14 protein-coding genes and 3 pseudogenes are annotated in these 18,195 nt (G+C 39.3%); 4 read left to right on the plus strand and 13 right to left on the minus strand.

Features of this window, described 5'->3' with window-relative positions; all coding sequences use genetic code 11:
- Nucleotides 1–13: 13 nt before the first annotated feature.
- The 9 genes and pseudogenes from TOL2_RS25790 to TOL2_RS14615 all read right to left on the minus strand — a co-directional run.
- Nucleotides 14–1,816 (minus strand): annotated as a pseudogene (locus TOL2_RS25790) (TAXI family TRAP transporter solute-binding subunit); the annotation flags it as partial.
- A 450-nt stretch (nucleotides 1,817–2,266) separates the two neighbouring features.
- Nucleotides 2,267–2,689 (minus strand): annotated as a pseudogene (locus tag TOL2_RS26055) (CHASE3 domain-containing protein); the annotation flags it as partial.
- 615 nt (nucleotides 2,690–3,304) lie between these two features.
- Entirely contained in the window at nucleotides 3,305–3,925 is a 621-nt protein-coding gene (locus TOL2_RS14585; RefSeq protein ID WP_014958134.1) for a UbiX family flavin prenyltransferase, read from the minus strand.
- Between the two features lie 159 nt (nucleotides 3,926–4,084).
- The gene (locus TOL2_RS14590) at nucleotides 4,085–4,600 is read right to left on the minus strand and encodes a universal stress protein (RefSeq protein WP_014958135.1); all 516 of its coding nucleotides are present in this window, start codon (nucleotides 4,598–4,600) and stop codon (nucleotides 4,085–4,087) included.
- Nucleotides 4,601–4,653: 53 nt separating this feature from the next.
- Nucleotides 4,654–5,169, minus strand: coding sequence for a YbhB/YbcL family Raf kinase inhibitor-like protein (locus tag TOL2_RS14595; RefSeq protein WP_014958136.1), 516 nt, complete (start codon nucleotides 5,167–5,169; stop codon nucleotides 4,654–4,656).
- Between the two features lie 18 nt (nucleotides 5,170–5,187).
- The gene (locus TOL2_RS14600) at nucleotides 5,188–7,062 is read right to left on the minus strand and encodes a TRAP transporter permease (RefSeq protein WP_014958137.1); all 1,875 of its coding nucleotides are present in this window, start codon (nucleotides 7,060–7,062) and stop codon (nucleotides 5,188–5,190) included.
- Between the two features lie 253 nt (nucleotides 7,063–7,315).
- A complete protein-coding gene (locus tag TOL2_RS14605) occupies nucleotides 7,316–8,332 on the minus strand; it encodes a TAXI family TRAP transporter solute-binding subunit (protein WP_014958138.1) in 1,017 nt (338 codons plus the stop codon).
- A gap of 65 nt (nucleotides 8,333–8,397) precedes the next feature.
- On the minus strand, nucleotides 8,398–9,966 hold the full coding sequence (locus TOL2_RS14610; RefSeq protein ID WP_014958139.1) for a class I adenylate-forming enzyme family protein: 1,569 nt from the start codon (nucleotides 9,964–9,966) through the stop codon (nucleotides 8,398–8,400).
- Nucleotides 9,967–10,041: 75 nt separating this feature from the next.
- Nucleotides 10,042–11,598 (minus strand): UbiD family decarboxylase, encoded by a 1,557-nt coding sequence (locus tag TOL2_RS14615; RefSeq protein ID WP_014958140.1) that lies wholly within the window; start codon nucleotides 11,596–11,598, stop codon nucleotides 10,042–10,044.
- Between the two features lie 1,081 nt (nucleotides 11,599–12,679).
- Between TOL2_RS14615 and TOL2_RS25275 the strand changes: the two genes are divergently transcribed.
- The 4 genes from TOL2_RS25275 (at nucleotide 12,680) to TOL2_RS26060 (ending at nucleotide 14,459) form a co-directional block, all read left to right on the plus strand.
- Nucleotides 12,680–13,051 (plus strand): transposase, encoded by a 372-nt coding sequence (locus TOL2_RS25275; RefSeq protein ID WP_041280036.1) that lies wholly within the window; start codon nucleotides 12,680–12,682, stop codon nucleotides 13,049–13,051.
- Nucleotides 13,052–13,089: 38 nt separating this feature from the next.
- Nucleotides 13,090–13,614: an IS1595 family transposase gene (locus TOL2_RS25280; protein ID WP_014958142.1), complete on the plus strand. Its 525-nt coding sequence runs from the start codon at nucleotides 13,090–13,092 to the stop codon at nucleotides 13,612–13,614.
- Nucleotides 13,615–13,693: 79 nt separating this feature from the next.
- The gene (locus TOL2_RS14640; protein WP_014958143.1) at nucleotides 13,694–13,975 is read left to right on the plus strand and encodes an IS3 family transposase; all 282 of its coding nucleotides are present in this window, start codon (nucleotides 13,694–13,696) and stop codon (nucleotides 13,973–13,975) included.
- A gap of 148 nt (nucleotides 13,976–14,123) precedes the next feature.
- Nucleotides 14,124–14,459: an IS3 family transposase gene (locus TOL2_RS26060; protein WP_408605421.1), complete on the plus strand. Its 336-nt coding sequence runs from the start codon at nucleotides 14,124–14,126 to the stop codon at nucleotides 14,457–14,459.
- Here TOL2_RS26060 and TOL2_RS14645 read toward each other — a convergent pair.
- From TOL2_RS14645 to TOL2_RS14655, 4 genes and pseudogenes are all read right to left on the minus strand, one after another.
- Nucleotides 14,346–14,900 carry a reverse transcriptase domain-containing protein gene (locus tag TOL2_RS14645; protein ID WP_051012416.1) on the minus strand — a complete coding sequence of 185 codons (555 nt, stop codon included), beginning with the start codon at nucleotides 14,898–14,900 and terminating at the stop codon, nucleotides 14,346–14,348. The genes TOL2_RS26060 and TOL2_RS14645 overlap by 114 nt on opposite strands.
- 196 nt (nucleotides 14,901–15,096) lie before the next feature.
- The gene (locus TOL2_RS24950; protein ID WP_158406123.1) at nucleotides 15,097–15,237 is read right to left on the minus strand and encodes a hypothetical protein; all 141 of its coding nucleotides are present in this window, start codon (nucleotides 15,235–15,237) and stop codon (nucleotides 15,097–15,099) included.
- 515 nt (nucleotides 15,238–15,752) lie between these two features.
- Nucleotides 15,753–16,700, minus strand: a complete 948-nt coding sequence (locus TOL2_RS14650) for a LysR family transcriptional regulator (protein WP_014958146.1) — start codon at nucleotides 16,698–16,700, stop codon at nucleotides 15,753–15,755.
- 285 nt (nucleotides 16,701–16,985) lie between these two features.
- A pseudogene (locus TOL2_RS14655) lies at nucleotides 16,986–18,151 on the minus strand (IS3 family transposase).
- Between the last annotated feature and the right edge of the window lie 44 nt (nucleotides 18,152–18,195).

Below are 18,195 nucleotides of genomic sequence, written 5' to 3' on the forward strand. Positions count from 1 at the left end.
TCATTGGACGGCATTAATCCATCGCTCCTATTTTCCTGTAATATTTTTTTGCACCAGGGTGTAGTTGAACGCCTCCTGTATCTGACATAAATTTCGGATTTAAATCCTTCATTGCGACATGAACAGTTTTTAAATAATTAATATTTTCATGGATCGCCTTAACAATATTGTAGACAACTGATTCATCGAGATCGGCTCTGCACATGAAAATATTTCTTGAAGCAACCGTCTTTATATCCGTATCAAGAAATTTATAGGCACTCGATGGAATAATTGTTTTTGTAGTGTGATATTTGTTGTTTAATGAATTAATTATCGCGTCACTCAGAGGAAGTATGGTTATGTCATGAGTACTAGATAGTTCCATAAATTTTGTGGTAGGAACAGGACTGCAACCACTTAAAGAGTATAGTGTGCCTCCTCTTAACAAATTTATTGATTGACTGTAGCTGTTATAATAAATATTGCCTTTCCACTTCCTGATTTCTTGATAATCATAACCGTAAAGTTTGAACATAGCCTCGCATAAAATTTCCATAAACGACCCATTTTTATTTGGAGAATGTTTAAGAGGAAAATGTTTTACCTTGATATCTTCAAAGCTTGTTATCCCTGTTTTTTTAAGAATAACAAATTGAAAGGGCTCATCGAAGAGGCTGGTGATTGCTCTAATGTTGGGGCATGTTTCTTTAAAAGGCTTTTCACCTTTAGAAGCACTCAGGACAGTGGATGCTACTCCGATGGCAAAATCAGAAATTCCCTTATTTATTCGTAAGGGATTTGTTGCATCAGTACCAGTAATTGTAGAAACTGTAGAGCCCGCCGGCAATTTTTTTCTTACAACTTCCGCAATATCTTCTGTTACAGCTGACCATGCTCCCCCAGCAGTTCCTCCACTTATAGATAATTTTATTGGGTATTTATTATGCTGGTCATTTTTGCCATTCACCATTGAGGTCAGTTCATCAACATAAACCTTGAGCTGCTCGGCCTGGGCATTCATTTCCTCTGAGGCAGAGGCTGACTCTTCTGCATTAGCTGCATTCTGCTGCACCACTTTATCCATTTCAATAATAACTGTGTTAACCTGATCAATACCACTGGATTGTTCTTTAGAAGCTTCTGAAATTTCAGAAACCATGACACCGACCTTGTCACTGCTTTCAGATACTTTAAAAAATGCATCGTGAGTAGCTGAGACGATTTCTGTTCCATCATTAATTTTTTTCACAGTACTTTCAATCAGTTCAGCTGTATCTTTTGCAGCGTCTGCAGCTCTCATGGCAAGCTTCCTGACTTCATCGGCTACAACAGCAAATCCAGCACCAGCTTCTCCAGCACGTGCTGCTTCAACAGCAGCATTCAATGCAAGAAGATTGGTCTGAAATGCTATCTCATCAATTCTTTTTATAATTTTAGATGTTTCCTCACTGGCTTTAGAAATTTCATCCATTGAAACAATAAGCTCTCCCATGGATTTATTGGCGGTTTTCACGACCTGATTTGCATCTTGCATCAAATTATCTGCCTTACCAGCATTTTTAGCATTTTTAGTTGTCATAGAGGCCATCTCTTCCATGAATGGTGATGTTTCTTCAATGGATGTAGCTTGTTGAGATGAGCCTTCAGCAAGGAATTGGCTGGAAGAAGCTACCTGGCCTGCAGCAGATGCCACCTGGTGTGTTGCCTCATTAAGTCCGTCAACTATAAATTTCAATGGTTTCGTCACTGAACGTGTTATGAAAAAAGCCAATAAGCAGCCAATAAGCAGCGCAGCACCTGCTACAATGCTGATCACCTTTATGGATCTGGAATTTGATTTGATGAGTTGAAAGCCTAATATGTCCTGAGTCTTTTTAATATCAAGTTTTACTTCTTCAGCATTACTTGAAACCTCTGGGCCAATTCGGTCAAGTGTATTGTCTATGATATCGTTTCTTTTGAAAATCGTATCGACCAGTGAGTCGAATGCTGTCAAATATATTCCTTTCATTTCTTTGACAGCTGACAAAAGCTCCCTTCGCTTGGGATCATCAATTTCATTATCCAGAACCTTTATGTTTTTATCCATATCCTGAAATTTTTTATGGACCCTGTCGACAGAACCATGATCATTAGTGTCCAAAAATTTTGCCATGTAAAGCCTTGCCAACAGCAGACTTTTCATGGTCATGCCTGCATAGAAAGCTGCAATTATATGACCATCATCCCTGGCTGAGATCATGATTTTTGTCAAAGATTTTTCCATCAAAGGCCCTTTTACATTCAAAACATCATTGACCAGTTGATTGCGTTGTTCTTTATATTTAATAACTTGATCAAATCCTTTACGATAGTCAACCAGAACGCTTTCAATCTCATTAATCAACGCGGCTCGTTTGGGATCCTGAATTTCCTTTTGAACCTCGGCCTGGAATCCTATCAATTTTTCCCAACGTTCATTAAATGCCTTAAGTGCTTCATCGCTGCCTGAAGTCAAATAATTTTTAACATTCATACGGGATATCAGCATATTTGTCTGCAGGCGTCCGGCAAGATTGGTATGTCTTGCCATCTCCCTATATCCCATAAAGCCGTCTGAAGAGTTCTTAAGCCCCCAATAGCCTTCAAAACCTACAATCAAAAGCAGAAAAAAGATAAGGCCAAATTCAGCTGTAATTTTTTTTCCTACTGTTATATTTTTAAACATAATTGACCCCCTTTTTATTCAGGTGTTTATTGAAATAACGGGCTTTCCAGCTTTGTTATGATTTTAGATGATTATATTTTCATGTAAACTGTTAAGATAATAAGTATTACATAAAGATCAAAAAAATGAGCATCGATTAACGAATAAGAAAACAGTACAAAAGTCCAAAATAGAAGTTAATTAGATTTTTTGAAGGTAGCAGAGATAATTGAAAAAAAAGACACAAGAGGCAAAGTGCTGGGGTGATGAATATGTTTTATCACCCCAACAACCATACCATAGTCGTTCCACCATCCCTTCAACTCTGGGTTGCAGTTTAAGCCGTAAACAGGTTCCCCCCAAGCTTACAAAAAAAAGTATAATTAAAAAGGAATGTATTTAAAAGGATAGTTACTTGTTTCCTTCAACCAATCTTTCCATTGTATCCATCTTATATTCTTAACCTCTTGCCGATTCGGTATGACATCGCCTGAAAAAAATACGACAAATTTCATTATCCCTTCTGATTACTGCATGCTCATAAGACTCTCCCGGTTCGGTATGTTCGCAGCAGGAGTTGGGCCATATAAGATTTCCTTCATCCACAAGTATAACATATTCTTCATAAACACCCTTTCAGACTCCTATAACAACCGGTTTTTGAGGATGGCGACTGGGAATTTTACCCCGGCTGCTGTTTTCTCCCCAGCGTTTGAAAAGATTATGTTGGATGCCCATGTAATCAAAAACCTTTCCAATGGTTTGATCAATGATATCATCAATAGTTTTGGGCATGTGATAAAATGATGGGACAGGGGGAAGAATGTGGGCACCTACATCAGCCGCTTGGCTCATCAATCTCAAATGCCCCTTATGTAGTGGAGTTTCTCGAACCACCAAAACAAGTTTCCGCTTTTCTTTAAGAGAAACATCCGCTGCTCTAACCAGAAGATTTTCAGTATAGGAATTGGCAATTCCGGAGAGCGTTTTTACCGTGCAAGGCACCACCACCATGCCTTCGGTCAAAAAAGAACCGCTCGCTGGTGCAGCAGCTACATTCTTGTGGTCATATGTAAAATCTGCCATGGCTGCTACATCTTCGGGTTTGTAATCTGTTTCAATCCGGATATTGAGTTTTCCAGCTTCAGAAATGATCAGATGAGTTTCGTAATCCATTTCTCTCAGATATTCAAGCATTTTTACACCATAAATAATACCACTTGCCCCTGCAAGACCTATAACAATTCTTTTTTTCATAGTGTTATCTCCATTTTATTATAAAATTAATATGTTAAAAATATTGGTACTGCCTGTTAGGCATTTCGGGTAATATGATAGTGCATAGCCTGAATACGTTTTCCTTATAAAGCAGTTTCTGAGGTGTAAATCTAAATTTTTTCAAAAGCTTTCCCAAATTTATCCAGCATGAGAAATAGGTATTAGTAAAATTGGTATTTTAGCATGTTTCAACACTTTCCTTGTAACTTGACCAGGTAAAACTTCTTTGATTAAATTTCGATAATGATAAGCCAGAACTATCATATCACAATTACCATTTTCCACTTGATCGATAATTAGCTTCGCTGTATCGCCATACTTCACTTCAATTTCAACTAGTTCCGAGGGCATAGCGGATTCGTTCTGCATGTTGGTACACAATTGTTTTAAGGTTTTTTCAATTAATCTTCTTTCTGTTTTTTTGTCAATTAAAACATCTCTAGCATCCTGGTAGCGCTTTTTCCTTAATTCTTTCCATTTTTTTTCACCAATAAGATCTACAAATTCTAATTCGTTCGGAATATTCTCAATAACATGCAGAACGGTGATTACGGCATTCAGATGAACGGCAATGTCCACTGCATGTTTGAAAGCGTAACGTGCTCCCATCGATAGATCCGTTGCAAAAATCATTTTTTTAACTTTTGAAGCCATAGTCATATCCTCAGCTTAAATAATTTGATAAACAAAATGTTTGGTTTCAGCTATTATTCTTTTGGCAGCGGATTCACTGCAGGTCCATAGTATCCTATCAAAACGGCAGTTGTTATTGTATTTGGCAGGACAGCATTTACAAAATCAAAATAATCTCCCGATTCTGGTATATCGATCTTTTCCTCTTTTAGCGCATAAAGCGTAAACACATATCTATGAGCGGAATCCGGTGGCCATGGCCCGCCGTATCCCTTATTATATCCTGGTATATTAAAGGTAAAAAAATCGCTATTCAATTCTTTTGACCCGTCAGGCAATTCTCCATCTGGACTAGTACCTTCAAGCAATCCGCTAATGGAAGAAGGAATATTATAAATAAGCCAATGGGCAAAAACTCTTGGAAATCCAATCTCTTGTGGTAGATCAGGATCAGTGACCGCCAAAGCAAAACTTTTAGTTCCCTGTGGGATGTTTTCCCAATATACTGGCGGGGAAATACTGTTCTTTTCAGCATATTTTTCTGGAATTTTACCACTGTCCCTAAATACTTTAGATTTTAATGTAAACATAGTTTTATCTCCTTTTCATTAGACATTTTCAGGAATATGTTTGGATATAGATTTTGTTTTATTTTTATAATAATTAATAAATAATATCGGAATCAATATGCCAATTCCTATAGTATCCGTTAACCAACCCGGAAAAATAAGCAAAATCCCAGTTAAAAAAAGAAATAGCTGCTCTACGAGCGTCAATCTTGTAAATACCCACTTTGATATTGCTGCAGAAAGCGCAAAAATACCTATGGTAGCAGAAATTACTGCAAATAATACGGCTTTAAAACTCCCTATCAAAAGTATGGACTGATTATAAACCATTACATACGGTATGATAAATCCTGCGATAGCATATTTAAATCCCGCAAATCCAGTTTTCAGAGGATTGCCTCCTGATATTGCAGATGCTGCATAGGACGCGACAGCTACTGGTGGTGTGAGTGCAGAGATGCATGCGAAATACACGAGAAACAGATGTGCTGCAATAATAGGAATACCAAGAGAGACTATTGCTGGACCGCACAAAACAGCAACTAGAATATAAACCACTGGCAAGGGCATACCCATACCAAGAATTAGAGCGGCCGTCATTGTCAAAATGAGAGCTAATATTAAATTCTGCTGAGATAATGCAATAACGATACTGGCAAATTTGCCACCCAACCCTGTTAACATTATTGCGCCGACGACGATGCCAGCAGATGCACAAGATGTCATAACAGCAATCGAAGTTTTTGAAGTTGCGACCATTGTGTCACAAAGTTTGGAAAAAGTTATTCGTGTTTTCTTTCGTAAGAAACTTGCCAGATATATAAAAAAAGATGCCACGATTGCCGCATATGCAGGTGGAAAGCCTCGCATTAATAAAATGATCAACAAAGCAATGGGTATTATATATTGTGTACTGATAGGAAGCGTTTTAAAGAAGCTTGGCAGATTTTCCTTTTTATACCCTTCAATGCCTTTTTTGCTTGCTTCAAAATAAATCATCAAAGTACAGGACAAGAAGTATAGGACTGCTGGGAAAATGGCCGCGACACAAATATCTGCATATGGAATCCCTGTTATTTCTGCCATAAGAAACACGGCTGTACCCATAACAGGTGGCACTAGCGCAGATCCTGTACTGGAAACGGCAGTAATCGCTCCTGAAAAAGTTGAACTGAAACCTGTCTTTTTCATCATGGGAATACTAAAGGAACCCACAGCAACCGTAGTTGCTGTGGGGCTGCCAATCATCATTCCAAACAACGCCGCAGCAACGGTACCTATATGGCCTGCGGCTCCTTTCATTCGTCCAACTAAAGACATTGAAATGTCTACGAAAAAAGTTGCTGCTCCCGAACTCTCAAGAAAGGCTCCAAAAAGTATAAATTGAATCACTAGGGTTGCCACTACGGCTATTGGCTTACCATAAATTCCATCAAGGGTGAGATACATTGATTCAACAATATCTTTGATCGTGAATCCGCTATGGCCGAACATGCCCGGGATATATTTCCCTACATAACAGTAGATAAGAGAAATTACTGCAATCCATACGAGTGACATTCCTATGGTTCTTCTTGTTGCTTCAAGCACCAGTAGAATTGCAAAAATTCCTAGAATAAATTCAATCGTTGAAACTTCTCCTATCATTGTAGGACGAATCGATATTTCATCATAGTTAATGCAAAGATAAACTCCAATCAATAAGGATAGAACCGATGGAATTATATCGAAGATTCCAATATATTTTTCCTTGCTATTTAATGGAAAATACAAAAACGTGAGGCAGAGGAATAAAGAAACTGTTACTGAATAATAAGCCAAAGGCTTTTCTATCCCGAAAAATCCAATATATATGTGATATATTGCGGTGAATATTGCGATAATATTTGCAAATTTCTTTATTCCATTGTTCATGATTATCTCCAGATTTTAAAAAAGTTTACACCGTTTCATTAAGTCTATCACAGTTAAAGATCTCAACATTAAACTGCAATAAACGGCACTGGGCTCATATCATTCTTAACCGCACAAAAACAACAAGGTATTGTGTGTTTTTAGACAGCAAAAACACAACATGTCGTATGTCGGAATAGTGTGAGCCCACTACCCAATAAACCAAAACAAAATAAATTAAACCAAATGGGGACACCCCTCTCATTGGACGGCATTAATCTATCGCTCCTATTTCCCTGTAATATTTTTTTGCACCAGGGTGTAGTTGAACGCCTCCTGTATCTGACATAAATTTCGGATTTAAATCCTTCATTGCGATATGAACAGTTTCCAAATAATTAATATTTTCATGGATCGCCTTAACAATATTGTAGACAACTGATTCATCGAGATCGGCTCTGCACATGAAAATATTTCTTGAAGCAACCGTCTTTATATCCGTATCAAGAAATTTATAGGCGCTCGATGGAATAATTGTTTTTGTAGTGCGATATTTGTTGTTTAATGAATTAATTATCTCGTCACTCAGAGGAAGTATGGTTATGTCATGAGTACTAGATAGTTCCATAAATTTTGTGGTAGGAACAGGACTGCAACCACTTAAAGAGTATAGTGTGCCTCCTCTTAACAAATTTATTGATTGACTGTAGCTGTTATAATAAATATTGCCTTTCCACTTCCTGATTTCTTGATAATCATAACCGTAAAGTTTGAACATAGCCTCGCATAAAATTTCCATAAACGACCCATTTTTATTTGGAGAATGTTTAAGAGGAAAATGTTTTACCTTGATATCTTCAAAGCTTGTTATCCCTGTTTTTTTAAGAATAACAAATTGAAAGGGCTCATCGAAGAGGCTGGTGATTGCTCTAATGTTGGGGCATATTTTTTTAAAAGGCTTTTCACCTTTAGAAGCACTCAGGACAGTGGATGATACTCCGATGGCAAAATCAGAAACCCCTTTATTTATTCGTAAGGGATTTGTTGCATCCGTACCGGTCGTTGTAGAAACTGTAGAGCCCGCCGGCAATTTTTTTCTTAGAACTTCCGCAATACCTTCTGTTACAGCTGACCATGCTCCTCCAGCAGTTCCCCCACTGATGGATAATTTTATTGGATTTTCATTTGCGAAAACATAAGTAGATTGAATTGTAACACAACATGTCATGAAAAACATAAATAAAAGGAAACTCGATGATTTAAAAAAATGTTTCAAAAGATTGACTTTCATATTTTTCTCCTTTTTATTGAATAAATTTATGTTACAGAACTTTCAAATATATCATTGAATTCAATTCAATTCATATATTCCTCAAATAATTTCAGAAGATCCTTTTTTGCTATTTTTCCTCTTTGCGTTTTTGGAATTTCAGGGATAAATAGTATGTTTTTCGGAATTTTAAAGTCGGGTAATGTTGTTTTACAGTAAGCGATAATATCAGCTTCGTCTGCCTTTGAACCGTTTTTGAGAACCACAAAGGAAAAAACCTCTTCACCATAGATTTTATCCGGGATTCCGATGGTTGCTGCTTCACTTATTTCCGGATGAGTCAGTAGGCAGGCAGTGATTTCCAAAGGAGATATATTTATACCACCTCGTATAATCAGTTCTTTTTTTCGTCCCTTGATATAAATATAACCTTCCTCATCCATGAAACCAAGATCTCCAGTAGCAAAACCTTCTTTAGAAAATTCTTCAATGCTGCCATCTCCATTAAGATAGCTTAAGCCCATCGTCTTTCCTTTTATCCTCATTTCACCAATTTCACCTGGTTCGCACCTGAGGCCATTGTTCTTTACAAAGAAGACTTCTTTGTATTTGAGAGGCAAACCGACGGAGCCTCTTTTCTTTCTCTCTGGAGGATTAAAAAGCATCCATCCTGCTTCACTCATGCCCATTCCCTGCACTATGGGGATCCCGTACATTTCTTCAAACTTGAGCTGCGTTTCCATAGGCAGCGGGGCAGAACTGGATGTGATGAATCGCAAATTAGGCACATCCTCCTTGCACAAAGACACTGGCTTGTTTACCATCATACTCAAAACTGCTGGCACGCCCGATGAAACGGTGATGTTGTTTTCTTTCAGCCAATTCGGAAAATTGCTCAGTGAGAATTTCTTCCCGAAAAATAGGGAATTGCCCTTCATCATACTTGTAAGAATGGTCAGGAGCTGTGAAGAAAGCCAATTGTATGCCCTGTATTCTAAAACACAATCTTTTTCAGTAATTCCTGTTCTTTTCGATATTTCTTCCACCATGTAAAACAATACATCCCGAGAAATAAAAATGCCTTTAGGCAGTTCTGTGGTGCCTGAAGTGTATACAATCTCAGCAATATCATTTCTATCTCCGAGATGATCGTTAAATGTAACGGATTGGTCTTTTAAATGCTCAGAAAACTCGCATTCTGCAGAATCATTTTCGAAAAATTCAGAAAAAGAAATCCATTGTACGGGGGGGCCGTTTTTCTTATCAAGATTCAAGTCACTATCGTAAAGAACGAGCTTTATCTGTGCGAGGCGTAAAATTCGGTGGAGATTATCTTGGCTCTCTTCTGAAAAAATGGGAAGGAGGATAGCTCCATATTTTAATACGCCAAAATAGATAATCATATTTTCTATCGAGTTTTTACCGATCAACGCGACTTTATCGCTTTTCAACAATTTTTGGCTTTTTAAAAAATTGGCTACTTTGTTGCAATATTCATTCATTTTATGAAAGCTTATTTTCTTATTTTGATCTAAACTTTCGATAAAAATTTTGTGACCTAAATTCTTGGCGTTATTTTCAATTATACTGTGCCAGCTTTCATATTTAGGCTCAGGCTCGTTTAATTTCATTTTTTTAGGAATCTCCTCACTCATAAGAATACACAATCTGCTGGTAAAGGCTACCCGGCAGCAGAAAGACTCCTGCTGAACCGGATAGCGATATTGTCCCTATTGTCCTGTTTTAGAAAGAATTTTTACCCATCCGCTCATAAAGGATTCACCTTTTTTGATTTGTTCATCACTAAAGAAATTTTTTATTAAAACTTTATCTACTGCATAAGTCGGACGATGGAAATCCTCTTCATATCCGAATGGAATCGTCGCATCAATAGCCATTCCACCCTCAAAACGAGTGTTGGATGCTGTCCAGTCTTTTTCCCCGGCAGTCATTCGTTCAGCAGGCATAAAGGTTTGGCCAATACCACCGGGTACAGGACTAATAATATCAGTCTTCGGATTTACTCTAGTTGTGACTGCCCACATAATATCCTCCATGCTATTAATATCCACGTCCGTATCAATGGCAATGGCTATTCGCATTCCTTGATTGCAACTCATAATGGCAGTAAGAAAATTTCTCTGCCAGCCTTCTTCTATAATACTTCGTTTCTTAACTTGAATGACGCATCCTCCCCAGTCGGTAAAACAATAAGGTATGCTAACATCCTGAACTATACCAGGTTGAAGCCGTTCACAAAGTTCATAGATTGCAGCCTCTCTGACCGTCGTATCAATATTGCTGTCATCCATAGTATGAACACCAAGGGGGAATATGATTGGTTTCGATTCTGGTTTTCGCATAGTTATTGCCGTGACATGAAACGTTGATGTTTTGTAAGCCTTCCCTTGGTATCCTGCCCACTCTGGGTGAAACCATGCCTTTCCTTGAAGGCCCTGTTTCTCTGCCTCGGTTGTTTCCCAACGCCGGTCTTTTGGTTTTAAATAACCTTCAAGGACCACTTCGGCATCTGCAAGCGCATAGGCATCAACAGTACGACATTTGACGATTCTAAGTGGTTCTCCTTGAAGTGCACCTGCAATCCCCAATTCGTCACATCCTTTTGGGAGAATGACATAATCAAACCCTGAGCCTGCCATTAAATTGGCTGCCGGTGGGATTCCAAAGCACATGGTAATAGGTATCCCTTCCGGTTTATTATAGTGTTCAACCTGCAATTGCCACATATGAGAGCCTGGAGCTGCCTGAAAAGTCCCCACATTTCCCCATCGAAAACTCATTCGATTATACCCCACATGGGATCCTTCCTTAAAATATTTCCCAACGACCACGCTTTGTCCGCTGCCAATAGTAAACTCATCTTCCAAAGGGGTATGCTTTATCGCTAACAACCATTTGTTAACATCCAAATCATCTGTTATGACGAATTCTTGTACCGGTGCCTCATCCTGATCGATTTCGATTGGAGGCAATGGATGGGTAAGAGCATATGAAATATCTTTTGTCCTCTCAGTATCGTTCTCCCACCCAAACATTTTATTCATAACGGATGTATTTCCGAAAAGATTTGTAACCGCTCTAAGATGGGGATAATTCTTAACATTATTGAAAAGCATTGGCAGACTTCCGTCGAGATGCTTTTCCAGAGCGGTAATTTCTAAATCCGGGTTCACTTCTACATCAGTTTCCAACAAAAGCCCTTCGGATTTCAACCATTCAAGTGCTCCACGCAGATCTTTACTTTGATTATTGTTTGTTTTTAGCATGACTCATCCTTTCTGATATATGGTTTTTATTAATGTTATTCATAATCTTTTATGTGGATAAAGGTCAAAGCATCTAAATTTATAGGGATATAAATAATTTTATGATCGTGTTGTTCGCTTCTTTCATGTAAATATATAGTTCCGAGACGAATCCGATTTCTAAGGAGACCCAAGGCCTCTGGAAAAAACAGAAACAGGTCATTACCAGACTCCATATCAAAACAGCAGATGCCAGGAACCATTTTTTTCAAAAGTTTTCCACGACCATGTCCTCATCTGCAAAAGGAACTATGAAAGAAAGGGTACTTGCCCAGATTCGTACGGAAATGCACGCTAAAGATTTTAAAAAAGATCTGCGTACTTCCCTATTCCGATGGCACCCCTGAAATGACCGCAGAAATACGAAGGCTTGCTTTATGTTTCAAAATGCTGACGTAAAGTGCTCACACAAAGCATTTGGTGCCCATCCTTGGGAATACAACTGCGCGTCCATAAAGCATCACAGTTTCATTCTGGAAAAGAACAAATGTAGTCCAAATTTCTACAATCCTGTCCAGCCAGTGACCATACAGATGCCCGGAAAAAATGAAGAAACGCGTTGTAACCGGCTGTATCAAGACACCAAAATCGGCAAAAAGAAGTAACACCACTCATCATAGTTGAACGTCTTGAAAAAGCCTTGCGGAAAAACATCAGAGTCTGGTAAATACACCAGACTATTTTGAATCCTTGAGGAATGAGGCGGCCGAAAAGCTTTTGTATATCTATGATATAATAAAGTTTTTTGTAAATTGCCACAATTGTTATTAATGAGAGACCGTATAATTACTCATTATGATTGTGCTTAACATAATGAGTAAAATGATAGGGAAATTTGGATTAATTTTCAAGCTGCTATACCTTTTCATCGTTACAATAATCCGGGAAGGCAGGATTTAATCAAAGAAATTGTGGCTCACGAGATTATTATTGGAATTGAGTATATTATGTTGATTTAAAAAAAGGCTCATGTTGGATTCCGGGGTCTTGATGTGGTGAAGGAAGATTTTACATTTTCCAATCCATGAAAGGAGCCCACCAAATGCAGGTAAACATAAAGAATTTGATTGATGACACACAATGTTATGACACTGTAAGAGAGTTGCGCTGGCCAGAAGGAAGAGCGTGTCCGTTTTGTGAATCCCGGCGAGTTATCAGAAGAGGTTTCGATGAAAAAGAGTCTGCCAGGCAGCGCTATGAGTGTAAAAAATGCGGAAAACGCTTTGACGACCTTACCGGCACGATCTTTTCCGGGCATCATCAACCCCTTAAAGTCTGGATTTTGTGCCTCTACTTCATGGGATTGAACCTGTCCAATGACCAAATTGCAAAAGAATTGGGGCTTAACCGCAGCGACGCCCATCAAATGACCAGCCAGCTTCGTGACGGGGTTGTCAAAAAAAACCAAAAATAATCCTCTATGATGAGGTTGAGTTTGATGAAGTCTATATTGTGGCAGGACATAAAGGCAATCCTGAAGCCGTAGCCCGGAAAGGTAGAAAGGGCCGAAGAAACAGGTTGAAGGGAGCACCTGGCCGGGGCACACAGGAAAAAGAGAAGCCACCGGTTTTCGGGATGATTCAACGATGTAGAGATGTGGTAATCCAAATGCTTGCCGATGTCCGTCAGAAAACCATTGAGCCTCTGATAAAAGCTACTGTATTGTCGGGGACTTTAGTTTATACCGATGAATATGCAATCTATAATCGGCTGAATGATTGGGGATACGAGCACGAGAGTGTGAACCATGGGAAAGGGGAGTATGCAAGGGATGACGATGGGGATGGATTCCATGAAGTCCATGTCAACACGATGGAAGGCTTCTGGTCTCTTTTGCGAAGCTGGCTTCGACCGCATCGGGGTATCTCACAGGAAAAACTCCCTTTATATTATCTTGGTTTTTTTGAATTTATTCATAATGCCAGGAAGCGCGGCAAAGCCTTGCTTCACTCTCTGATTGAACTGCTCATTGAATAAGACCCTGGAATCCATATATGGACCCCGAAAACTGGACAATGTGTTAAGATAAAATATAACAGTCCAGAAAGGGGATATTTTGAAACGGAAAAACTATAGTAAAGAATTAAAAAGCAAGGTCGCATTGGCAGCCATAAAAGGAAATCAAACTGTCAATGAGATAGCCTCTGAGTTCGGCATTCATGCCAGTCTTGTAAATCGGTGGAAAAAGGAAGCCATAGAAGCCCTGCCATTGGTTTTTGGCAATAGCAAGGCAAAACAAACCAAAGAAGCCGAAATTGAGCGAGACCGTCTTTATCAAAAGGTTGGTAAACTCCAGGTTGAACTGGATTGGTTAAAAAAAAACACCGGACACCTTTAATGAGTATTGAAGAGAAAAAACAGCGAATTCAACCCAAGCACTCTAAAATCAGTATTCAAAGGCAATGTGAGTTGTGATAGGACTGCCTCGTTCCAGTTATTACCGTGAAAGCCTGGGGGAACAGGAAACGCCTGAAAATATTGAGCTAATGAAACTCATTGACATTGAATATACTGAACATCCGTTCTATGGTACCCGCCAAATGCGCAATGTTCTGAGACGCAAAGGATATAAGATTAACCGAAAACGGGTTCAGCGATTGATGCGGAAAATGGGAATTCAATCCATTGCACCGAAGCCGAATACCAGTAAGGCTCATCCCCAAAATAAAGTGTATCCATATCTTTTGAGAAATTTTGATGTAACCAGATCAAATCAGGTGTGGTCTACGAATATAACCTATATCCCACTTTCTGGTGGTTCCATTTATCATCACACCGCTTCTCAAGATGATGCCGATTATGCGCAGAATGCGCTTATCTGACACGTGGCCCGAAAGCAGACAAATGAGTCGGTCATGATTAACTCGATCAAAAAATTTAGACAGGTCAATATCCACCACATATTCTTTTCCACTTTTAACTATCTTTTGTGCCGCTTCAACCGCCTTTTGCGGACTGTAGCCGGGACGAAAACCATAGCTGTTATCAGAAAATGTGGGATCAATTATCGGTTCCAGAAGGTGCTTCATCGTGGCATGCACAACCCTGTCCCGAATACAGGGAATCCCCAGCAAGCGAACACCGGTATTACCTGGTTTTGGTATTTCCACCCGTTTCACCGGGCTTGGTTTATAACACCAGCTTTTAAGGTCCTTACTCAGCTGGGTCAGCTCTTCATCTATTCGGCTTTCAAATTCTGCAACGGTTACACCATCAACACCTGGTGCCCCGCCGTTCCTTTTCACTGCCTCGAAACCGGTCAACAGGTCTCCCTGATCACACAATTTCTCGAAGAGACTTCTTTCATCGGGCGAACAGGCTAAGTTGTCTCATTTTGCTTTTCATTGTGGGTTGCTTTGTCATCGTTCCGCGTTTCCTTTGTTATCACAGGATATATACGTCTCCCCTTCAAAGGAAACTCCTATGGCTGAACTCCTTCAACCGCTATTCTGAGATTCCTTATACCAGTTCCATGTTCCGCCCTTCGGCTCCAACATTTCTGTCACTTTCCAGCAGTTTTACCCTCTGATACGTCACCGCATCTTCATCGGCTACCGGTTTTACGCCTACTATGGCTTCATCTGAAAACCCTCTGTCCATAACGGCTACATTTCTGTTCCGCTTAGGGCTTGGCTGTCGTAGTTACAGCGGCTCGGTACAGACGGCTCTTCACCGGGTAAGGTCATACACTTTCATTGCCCACCCACCTCTCATACCCTGCGGAATTACGGAAAGGATTTCGGGCTTCGATAATCGGAGGTATCTCGCCCATTCCGCCTGGCCTACCGGAGGTTCACACCAAGTTTGGGTGACAAATTTGACGCAGGCTTCCTTCAGATCCCTCATTGGCTTTCCATCACCGGTTGTTCCCTCTTCGGGCAGATCCGGAAAGTTTCTTCGGGCACCCTTGCCGTTGTCTATACATTCCCTCCTTTCAGGGCTGTAGCTGGACTTTCACCAACAAGTTTATGACCATGCCGGTCACACTCCGACGGGCAGATTTTGGGGTGCCCATTCTCAGGGCCTGGCTTCCACTTCCGCTAGTCACCGAAGCAAATCGGAGAGCTGAGCCATGACACAGAATTATGAACACTCCCAAAAATGGAAAATGACGCTTAAATTGAATGAAAAACTGTCTTGACATTGGGGTCCACTATACTATTGTCCTCAAGCCATGGCTGAATGTATTCATCAATGTGCTCTAAAAATATTTTTGAAGCCTGTGGAAGTTCGTAATTTCGCAGGTAAACGATATAAATATCTAACAAAAATTTGTGATTTTTAATGGGAATAACTATTAATGAACCCTCGTCAATTTCCTTTTTAACTGAGGCTTTTACAACAAATGAGATTATTTGTCCATTTTTTACATGTTCCTTTATAAAGTCCATGTTACTTGTTTTAGCAAAGATATTTAAGTTTAAACCATTTTTGGAAATACTCTTCATTACAATTTTATATGTACCCGAACCGGATTCTTTCATTATGATTGGCCAATTTTCAATTTCTTTTAAAAGAATTCCTGTTTTTTTGGATAAAGGATGGGTAGGAGATGCTATTAAAACAACCTTTTCAAACATAAGTGGTCTGAAGATCAGATCGGAATTTTCCTCAACTTTGCTTATAATGGTCAGTGAATTTCTAAAATTTATCAAGCTGTTGCTTATATTTAATGAACTTCCTTCATCTAAATCTATTGTTACTTCAGGAAAGGCGTCTAAAAATGGTTTTAATATAATGGGCATCAGAAATCGTGCATATGTTTTTGTAGTGCCTATGCGAAGGGAAATCTTCTTAAATTTATGGATCCCGTTAATTTTATTTTCTAATTGTCGCTCCAGTTCAAATATTCTTGAAGCATATGTGAATATTTTTTCTCCCTCTTCAGTAAGGTGGATCTCTCCTTTGACTCTGCTGAAAACCTTTAGATTAAAAGATTCCTCAAAAAGTTTTATTTGCGCTGAAACAGCTGGCTGGCTTATAAACAAATTATCTGCTGCACGAGAAAAATTAAGATTTTTAGCAACTTCATAAAAGCATCTTAGTTGATGTAAGTTAAGCATTTTGTAAATTCCTCCTGGCTGATTTGGTGAAAAATAATTAATCTCAACACAATTATTGAGATATTGCTGTATAGTGGACCCCAATGTCAAGACAGTTTTTCATTCAATTTAAGCGTCATTTTCCATTTTGAAAATGTTCGTAATTCTGTGTCACGGTTCGGCGTTCAGATTTGCTTCGGCGACTAGCGGAAGTGGAAACCAGGCCCTGAGAATGGGCACCCCAAAATCTGCCCGTCGGAAGGGGTTGGTTTCCGCTGGAGCGGGTTTTTCGGTACATCGTTTTCATCATCCCACCAACCTCAACTGATTTTTACCATAATATATTTCGGCTGGCGTTTGCCCGTTAAAACTCTGGTGAGGTCGTTCATGGTTGTAAAAATTGAAATATTTTTTCAAGGACTTGCGCAGCTGCTCAACGGATTGAAATTCGTTTACATAAATTTCTTCATATTTCACGCTGCGCCATAGCCGTTCTATGAAAATATTGTCCATACACCGGCCTTTCCCATCCATACTGATTTTAATGTCCTTATCTTTCAATACTTTTGTAAACTCGTGACTTGTGTATTGAGATCCTTGATCCGTGTTGAATATATAGGGGGTTCCATGACATCGCAGTGCCCTTTCCAGAGAGGATATACAAAATTCCTTGTCCATGGTTATAGAAAGTTCCCAAGAGAGGACATAACGACTATGCCAGTCCATGACCGCCGTCAAATAAACGAAACCACCAGAAAGTGGGATATAGGTTATATCCGTAGACCACACCTGATTTGATCTGGTTACATCAAAAGTTCTCAAAAGATATGGATACACTTTATTTTGGGGATGAGCCTTACTGGTATTCGGCTTCGGTGCAATGGATTGAATTCCCATTTTCCGCATCAATCGCTGAACCCGTTTTCGGTTAATCTTATATCCTTTGCGTCTCATAATATTGCGCATTTGGCGGGTACCATAGAACGGATGATCAGTATATTCAATGTCAATGAGTTTCATTAGCTCAAGATTTTCAGGCGTTTCCTGTTCCCCCCGGCTTTCACGGTAATAGCTGGAACGAGGCAGTCCTATCAACTCACATTGCCTTTGAATACTGATTTTAGAGTGCTTGGATTGAATTCGCTGTTTTTTTTCTTCAATACTCATTAAAGGTGTCCGGTGTTTTTTTTTAACCAATCCAGTTCAACCTGGAGTTTACCAACCTTTTGATAAAGACGGTCTCGCTCAATTTCGGCTTCTTTGGTTTGTTTTGCCTTGCTATTGCCAAAAACCAATGGCAGGGCTTCTATGGCTTCCTTTTTCCACCGATTTACAAGACTAGCATGAATGCCGAACTCAGAGGCTATCTCATTGACAGTTTGATTTCCTTTTATGGCTGCCAATGCGACCTTGCTTTTTAATTCTTTACTGTAGTTTTTTCGTTTCAAAATATCCCCTTTCTGGACTGTTATATTTTATCTTAACACATTGTCCAGTTTTCGGGGTCCACTATACT

This window comes from Desulfobacula toluolica Tol2, assembly GCF_000307105.1.
GTDB lineage: Bacteria > Desulfobacterota > Desulfobacteria > Desulfobacterales > Desulfobacteraceae > Desulfobacula > Desulfobacula toluolica.

Bases quoted from the DNA above. Each gene is read 5' to 3' on its own strand.
- TOL2_RS14615 (WP_014958140.1), bottom strand. From the start codon at position 11,598: ATGCTAAAAACAAACAATAATCAAAGTAAAGATCTGCGTGGAGCACTT.
- TOL2_RS24950 (WP_158406123.1), bottom strand. From the start codon at position 15,237: ATGGACAGAGGGTTTTCAGATGAAGCCATAGTAGGCGTAAAACCGGTA.
- TOL2_RS14585 (WP_014958134.1), bottom strand. From the start codon at position 3,925: ATGAAAAAAAGAATTGTTATAGGTCTTGCAGGGGCAAGTGGTATTATT.
- TOL2_RS14595 (WP_014958136.1), bottom strand. From the start codon at position 5,169: ATGTTTACATTAAAATCTAAAGTATTTAGGGACAGTGGTAAAATTCCA.
- TOL2_RS14605 (WP_014958138.1), bottom strand. From the start codon at position 8,332: ATGAAAGTCAATCTTTTGAAACATTTTTTTAAATCATCGAGTTTCCTT.
- TOL2_RS25275 (WP_041280036.1), top strand. From the start codon at position 12,680: ATGCAGGTAAACATAAAGAATTTGATTGATGACACACAATGTTATGAC.
- TOL2_RS26060 (WP_408605421.1), top strand. From the start codon at position 14,124: ATGAAACTCATTGACATTGAATATACTGAACATCCGTTCTATGGTACC.
- TOL2_RS14590 (WP_014958135.1), bottom strand. From the start codon at position 4,600: ATGGCTTCAAAAGTTAAAAAAATGATTTTTGCAACGGATCTATCGATG.
- TOL2_RS14610 (WP_014958139.1), bottom strand. From the start codon at position 9,966: ATGAGTGAGGAGATTCCTAAAAAAATGAAATTAAACGAGCCTGAGCCT.
- TOL2_RS14650 (WP_014958146.1), bottom strand. From the start codon at position 16,700: ATGCTTAACTTACATCAACTAAGATGCTTTTATGAAGTTGCTAAAAAT.
- TOL2_RS14600 (WP_014958137.1), bottom strand. From the start codon at position 7,062: ATGAACAATGGAATAAAGAAATTTGCAAATATTATCGCAATATTCACC.